At 63.0% G+C, this 6000-nt stretch carries 5 protein-coding genes; 1 reads left to right on the top strand and 4 read right to left on the bottom strand.

The features are described 5' to 3' along the window. The coding region (gene estP, locus PVZ78_RS08410) for an esterase EstP (RefSeq protein ID WP_273828555.1) at positions 1–1641 on the top strand (1641 nt) is incomplete at its 5' end. Between the two features lie 66 nt (positions 1642–1707). Here the strand turns inward: estP and trpE are convergent. From trpE to PVZ78_RS08390, 4 genes are all read right to left on the bottom strand, one after another. Beyond that, on the bottom strand, positions 1708–3189 hold the full coding sequence (gene trpE / locus PVZ78_RS08405) for an anthranilate synthase component I (protein WP_009051145.1): 1482 nt from the start codon (positions 3187–3189) through the stop codon (positions 1708–1710). 70 nt (positions 3190–3259) lie between these two features. Next, a complete protein-coding gene (locus tag PVZ78_RS08400; RefSeq protein ID WP_009051146.1) occupies positions 3260–4078 on the bottom strand; it encodes a phosphoglycolate phosphatase in 819 nt (272 codons plus the stop codon). Further along, complete coding sequence (rpe, locus tag PVZ78_RS08395) at positions 4075–4749, bottom strand: ribulose-phosphate 3-epimerase (RefSeq protein WP_009051147.1); 675 nt, start codon at positions 4747–4749, stop codon at positions 4075–4077. The genes PVZ78_RS08400 and rpe overlap by 4 nt, the downstream gene beginning before the upstream one ends. 79 nt (positions 4750–4828) lie before the next feature. Beyond that, positions 4829–5977 (bottom strand): iron-containing alcohol dehydrogenase, encoded by a 1149-nt coding sequence (locus PVZ78_RS08390; RefSeq protein ID WP_016704057.1) that lies wholly within the window; start codon positions 5975–5977, stop codon positions 4829–4831. Positions 5978–6000 lie beyond the last annotated feature (23 nt).

Raw genomic sequence — 6000 nt, 5'->3', positions numbered from 1 at the left:
GACCAGCTCGCCGCCTCGACCTCGGCCACCCGCGCCAGCGAAGGCCTGCCTGACGGCAACAACTGGGCGGTCGGCGGTTATCGCACCGACCAGATTCTCGATTCGATTACCACCACCTCGACCGCCGGCAGCCGTAGCCGCCCGGGTTATCTGGTGGCCAACCATTTGCGCGCCGACCCGAATGCCCTGTACTACCTGTCGGGCGGCGGCAACGACTTCCTCCAGGGCCGCGTCACCAGCCTCGACCAGGCCAATGCAGCAGCTGGTCGCCTGGTCGACAGCGTGCAGACCCTGCAACAGGCCGGCGCCCGCTACATCATGGTCTGGCTGCTACCGGATATCGGCCTGACCCCGGCAATCAACGGCAGCCCGTTGCAAGGGTTCACCTCCCAACTCAGCGCCCAGTTCAACACCGAGTTGGTGCGGCAACTACAGACGGTCGATGCCGAAGTCATTCCCCTCAATATTCCCGTGCTCTTGAAGGAAAGCTTCGCCAACCCGGCACAGTTCGGCCTGGCCACCGATCAGAATCTCACCGCCACCTGCTTCAGTGGCAATGGCTGTACGGAAAACGCCCGCTATGGCATTCACAGCGCCACACCTGACCCGAGCAAGTTGATCTATAACGACTCGGTCCACCCCACCGAAGCCGGCCAGCGGCTGATCGCCGATTACGCTTACTCCCTGCTGGCAGCGCCCTGGGAAATAACCCTGCTCCCGGAAATGGCCCAGGGCACCCTGCGTGCGCACCAGGATGAGTTGCGCAACCAATGGCAGGCCGATTGGGAAAACTGGCAGGGCGTGGGTCAATGGCGGGCGATTGTCGCCGCGGGTGGCCAGCATCAGGACTTCGACAGCCAGCGCAGCGGCGCCAGTGCCGACGGCAACGGCTTCAACCTGAACATCGGTGGTAGCTACCGGCTCGACGAGGCCTGGCGAGTGGGCGTGCTGGCCGGCGCCTATCGGCAGAAGCTCGAAGCGGGCAGCAACGATTCGGACTACAAGCTCAACACCTACCTGGGCACCGCCTTCGTCCAGTACCAGCAAAACCGCTGGTGGGCCGACGCGGCGGCTACCGCCGGACACCTGGACTACGACAACCTCAAGCGCAAATTCGACCTGGGCCCCAACGAGCGCGGGGAAAAAGGCGACACCAGCGGCGACATCCTGGCCTTCAGCGCTCGCCTGGGCTACGACATCGCGCAGCAGGCCAGCAGCCCGTGGCACCTGTCGCCGTTCATCAGCGCCGACTACGCGCGGGCCAAGGTCGACGGTTACTCCGAGGACGGCAGCGACTCCACCGCCCTGACCTTCGATGACCAGAAACGCACCTCACGGCGTTTGGGCATCGGCCTGCAAGGCAAGTATCAGATCACCCAGCAAACCCAGGTGTTCGGCGAAATCGCCCACGAAAAGGAATACGAGGACGATACCCAGAAGCTGACCATGGCCCTCAACAGCCTGCCGGACAACAACTACACCCTCGAAGGCTATACCCCGCAGACCAACCTGAACCGCCTGAACCTCGGGGTCAGCCACAAGCTCACCCAGGACCTGGCCCTGCGTGCCAGCTACAACATCCGCAAGGACGATGACTTCACCCAGCAAGGCATCAACGTCGGGGTCAGTCTCGACTTCTAAACCGCAGGCCATAAAAAACGCTGCCCCCGTGAGGAGGCAGCGTTTTTTTATGGCTCGTTTCCCGACTCAGCTATCGGGCGTTTGCTCGGCCAAGGCCACCGCGCGGAACATGGCGCGACGCTTGTTCAGGGTTTCTTCCCATTCCAGCGCCGGCACCGAGTCGGCGACTATGCCGCCACCGGCCTGCACATGCAGTTCGCCGTCCTTGATCACCGCCGTACGAATGGCGATGGCGGTGTCCATGTTGCCGTTCCAGGCGAAATAACCCACGGCCCCGCCATACACACCGCGCTTGACCGGCTCCAGCTCGTCGATGATTTCCATCGCGCGGATCTTCGGCGCGCCGGACAAGGTACCCGCCGGCAGAATCGCCCGCAGCGCATCCATCGCGGTCAGTCCGGCCTTCAACTGGCCCGTGACGTTGGAGACAATGTGCATCACGTTGGAATAACGCTCGATTACCATCTTCTCGGTGAGCTTCACCGAACCGATCTCGGAAACCCGCCCGGTGTCGTTGCGCCCCAGGTCGATCAGCATCAGGTGTTCGGCGATTTCCTTGTCGTCGGACAACAGGTCCTTCTCCAGCGCCTGGTCCGCCTCTTCGTTGGCACCGCGTGGGCGAGTACCGGCGATCGGGCGAACGGTGATCAGGTTGTCTTCGACCCGCACCAGCACTTCCGGCGAACTGCCGACCACATGGAAGTCGCCGAAGTTGAAGAAATACATGTAAGGCGTCGGGTTGAAGCAACGCAATGCGCGATACAGGTCGATCGGCGCCGCCTTGAAGTCGATGGACATGCGCTGCGACGGCACCACCTGCATGCAGTCGCCCGCCAGGATGTACTCCTTGATGGTATCGACGGCACGCTCGTAGTCACCCTGGGTGAAACTGGAGCGGAACACCGGGTCGGACGCCTGCTGCTTGCTGAAATCCAGGCCAGGACGTGGGGTGGTGGGCTGGCGCAGCTTCTCCAGCAACGCCTGCAGGCGCGCCTGGCCTTGCTCGAAAGCATTGTCCTGGGACGGGTCGGCGAGGACGATGGCGTGCATCTTGCCGGCGAGGTTATCGAACACCACCACGGCGTCGGAGACCATCAGCAGAATGTCCGGTACGCCAATCGGATCCGGGTTCGGGCACTTGCCCAGACGCTTCTCCACATAACGCACACAGTCGTAGCCGAAATAACCGACCAGGCCACCGTTGAAACGCGGCAGGCCCGCGATGGTCGGCACCTGGTAACGCGCCTTGAATTCTTCGACGAACGCCAGCGGATCGGCCACGTCATGACTTTCGGTCTCGACGCCATCGACGGTGATGCTGACATGGTGGTCATGCACCCGCAGCACGGTGCGGCAGGGCAAGCCGATGATCGAGTAACGGCCCCACTTCTCGCCGCCCTGCACCGACTCCAGGAGGTAGGAGTTGGGCTGGTCGGCCAGTTTCAGGTAGATCGACAGCGGCGTGTCGAAGTCGGCCAGGGTTTCGCGGGCAAGCGGGATGCGGTTGTAGCCGGCAGCGGCCAAACGCAGGAATTCTTCGCGGATCATGGGGTGCCTCGTGGCTTGAGGTTCTGACAGTCAGGTATGCAAACGCGCCGGAAGACCGGCCAGGAACAAGTCAGGCGCGCCAACGCCAGCGGGCCAGGGCCTTGATGACTTTCATCCAGAGTTTGCGAGTAACCACCACGATGGCGTTTCCAGGAGGGGATTGAACAGCGTCGGGCAACGTTATCTCAGCGGCCGGATCCAGGCAACCGGGAATTAGCTGGCGCAGATCGTCGATCACCAGGGCCGGCATTTCCTCGGCAATCGGCCGTCCGTGGTTGTAGCCATAGCTCAATGCCACGCACTTCACACCCGCAGCTTTCGCCGCCTGTACGTCGCTGCGCGAGTCACCGACGAACAGCGATTGCGAGGCCGGGATACTGGCCATTTTCATGACGAAAAACAGGGCGGCCGGGTCGGGCTTCTTCTGTGGCAGGGTATCTCCACCGATGATCCAGCGGAAATAACGGCCGATCTTCATCTGATCCAGCAGGGGCGCGACAAAACGCTCCGGCTTGTTGGTGATCAGCGCCATTTCGACGCCCTGCTTGTGCAGCCATTTGAGGGTGTCGCGCACGCCAGGATAGACCACGGTCAGTTCGTGGCCATCCTCATAGGCGCTGTTGAACAGCTCCAGCCCGCGCTCGGCCTCGACATCGTCGACACCCTGCGCCGCGATGTCGTTGGCCAGGGCCCGGCGCACCAGCATTTGCGCGCCATTGCCGACCCACTCACGCACCGATTCGATACCGGCGGGCGGACGCCCCAGTTTGAGCAGCATGTCGTCCACGGCCGCCGCGAGGTCGGGAACCGAATCGACCAGGGTGCCATCCAGGTCGAACATCACCAGTCGTGGCAGACGCCCCGGGAACAGCTGCTCGAAACCGCTCATGGACGCGCCAGCGCCAGTTCGGCGCGCATCTTCTCGATCACATCCTGGTAGTTCGGCGCATTGAAGATCGCCGAGCCCGCCACGAAGGTATCGGCACCCGCGGCAGCGATTTCGCGGATGTTGTTCACATTCACCCCGCCGTCGATTTCCAGGCGGATATCGCGACCGGAAGCGTCGATCAGGGCACGGGCCTCACGCAGCTTGTCGAGGGTGCCCGGAATGAACTTCTGGCCGCCAAAACCCGGGTTGACGCTCATCAGCAGGACCATGTCGACCTTATCCATGACGTACTTGAGTACGTCCAGCGGGGTGGCCGGGTTGAATACCAGGCCGGCCTTGCAGCCGCCTTCGCGGATCATCTGCAGGGAGCGGTCGACGTGCAGCGTGGCTTCCGGGTGGAAGGTGATATAGGTCGCACCGGCCTCGATGAAGTCGCCGATGATCCGGTCCACCGGGCTCACCATCAGGTGGGCGTCGATCGGCGCGGTGATGCCGTACTTACGCAGGGCAGCGCAGACCATCGGGCCGATGGTCAGGTTGGGTACGTAATGGTTGTCCATGACATCGAAGTGCACGATATCGGCGCCAGCGGCGAGAACATTGTCCACTTCCTCGCCCAGGCGGGCGAAATCGGCGGAGAGGATCGACGGAGCAATTGCGAAGGGCTGCATGACGCACCTTTTTGAGCAGAATCACGGTGGCGCGCATTGTATACCTCATGCTTTGGCGCGCGCACCGTGACTGCGATGATCAGTAAGCCGCGCGATAGATCTTCTCTATGTCGCCCGGGCTCAGCTTGCGCGGGTTGTTGCGCATCAGGCGCTCGATCCCCGCGGCCTCTACCGCCATGGACGGAATAGCCTCCTCCGGCACCCCGAAGCTGCGCAGCCCCGCTGGAATCTCCACCGCGGCGCAGAGCTGGGTCATGGCCTCGACGGCCTTGTCGGCAGCCTGGGCTGCACTCAGATGAGCGGTCTTCACCCCCATGGCCTCGGCGATATCCTGCATGCGCTCGACACAGGCCATCTTGTTCCAGGTCATGACGTACGGCAGCAGCAAGGCATTGCTGACGCCATGGCCGATGTTGAAGCGCCCGCCCAGTGGATACGCCAACGCGTGCACCGCGCCGACCCCGGCGTTGCCGAAAGCCATACCGGCCATCAGGCTGGCGGTGGCCATATCTTCACGGGCCTGGAGGTGGGCAGGATTGGCGTAGGCCTTGGGCAGCGCCTGGACGATCAGCCGGATGGCGCCAATGGCCAGGGAGTCGGTGATGGGCGAGGCGTTGAGCGACAGGTAGGACTCGATGGCGTGCACCAAGGCATCGACACCGCTGGCGGCGGTGACACTGCGCGGGCAAGTCAGGGTCATCTGCGGGCTGACCAGCGCCACATCCGGCAACAGATAGTCGCTGACAATGCCCTTTTTCAGCTGCGCGACCTTGTCCGAGAGAATCGCCACATTGGTGACTTCGGAGCCGGTGCCGGCTGTGGTGGGGATGGCGATCAGCGGCGGCCCCTTGCGCGGCACCTGGTCGATACCGAACAGGTCTTCCAGCGCCCCGTGATAACCGGCGTAGGCCGCGACACTTTTGGCGATATCGATGGCACTGCCGCCGCCCAGGCCGATCAGCCCGTCGTGCCCGCCTTCGCGGTAAACCTGCATGCAGTCTTCGACGATGGCGATTTCCGGGTCGGGCAGCACCCGGTCGAAAATCTCGTAGTCACGCCCACCCAGCTGCGCTAACGCCAGTTCCACGGTGCCGGACTTGACCAGAGCGGCATCGGTGACGATCAGCGGGTTATCGACATCCAGGCGGCTCAGTTCGGTGGACAGTTGCTCGATGGCGGCAGAACCGGTGAGCAGTTTGTGGGCGATTTTGAAAGAGGAAAGACTCATGTGCGCGGCCTCTTATAAAGGGG

This window comes from Pseudomonas sp. SBT1-2 (assembly GCF_028640875.1).
Lineage (GTDB): Bacteria > Pseudomonadota > Gammaproteobacteria > Pseudomonadales > Pseudomonadaceae > Aquipseudomonas > Aquipseudomonas chlororaphis_I.
The sequence above is the reverse complement of the archived record's forward strand: the minus strand, read 5'-3'. Positions and strand labels throughout refer to the sequence as shown.